Annotated in this window: 1 protein-coding gene; it reads left to right on the top strand. The window is 36.8% G+C overall.

Going from position 1 to position 253, the window contains the following annotated elements:
* Nucleotides 1-95 precede the first annotated feature (95 nt).
* The coding region (locus ABFY71_RS18995; RefSeq protein ID WP_431021560.1) for a nucleotidyltransferase domain-containing protein at nucleotides 96-253 on the top strand (158 nt) is incomplete at its 3' end.

Here is a 253-nt window from a genome sequence, read left to right as displayed (position 1 = left end):
GTTTTGGCAACATTGAAAACTGCTAAATGCAGAGATTTATCAAACAGACCAGCAGTTCCTCTGGTCGCCTAATTAGAATTTGTGGAGATGATAAGATGGTCAATATAACAGATGTAAAACAGATTCTTCAATTTGCAATAGATGCGGAGATTAAAGTCTTTCTTGATGGTGGCTGGGGTGTAGATGCTCTTCTTGGATATCAGTCAAGAGCCCATAATGATATTGACATTTTTGTAGAAAAGAACGATTATCA

Source organism: Devosia alba, from assembly GCF_039938915.1.
GTDB lineage: Bacteria > Pseudomonadota > Alphaproteobacteria > Rhizobiales > Devosiaceae > Devosia > Devosia alba.
This window is presented reverse-complemented; position numbering and strand designations above follow the sequence as displayed.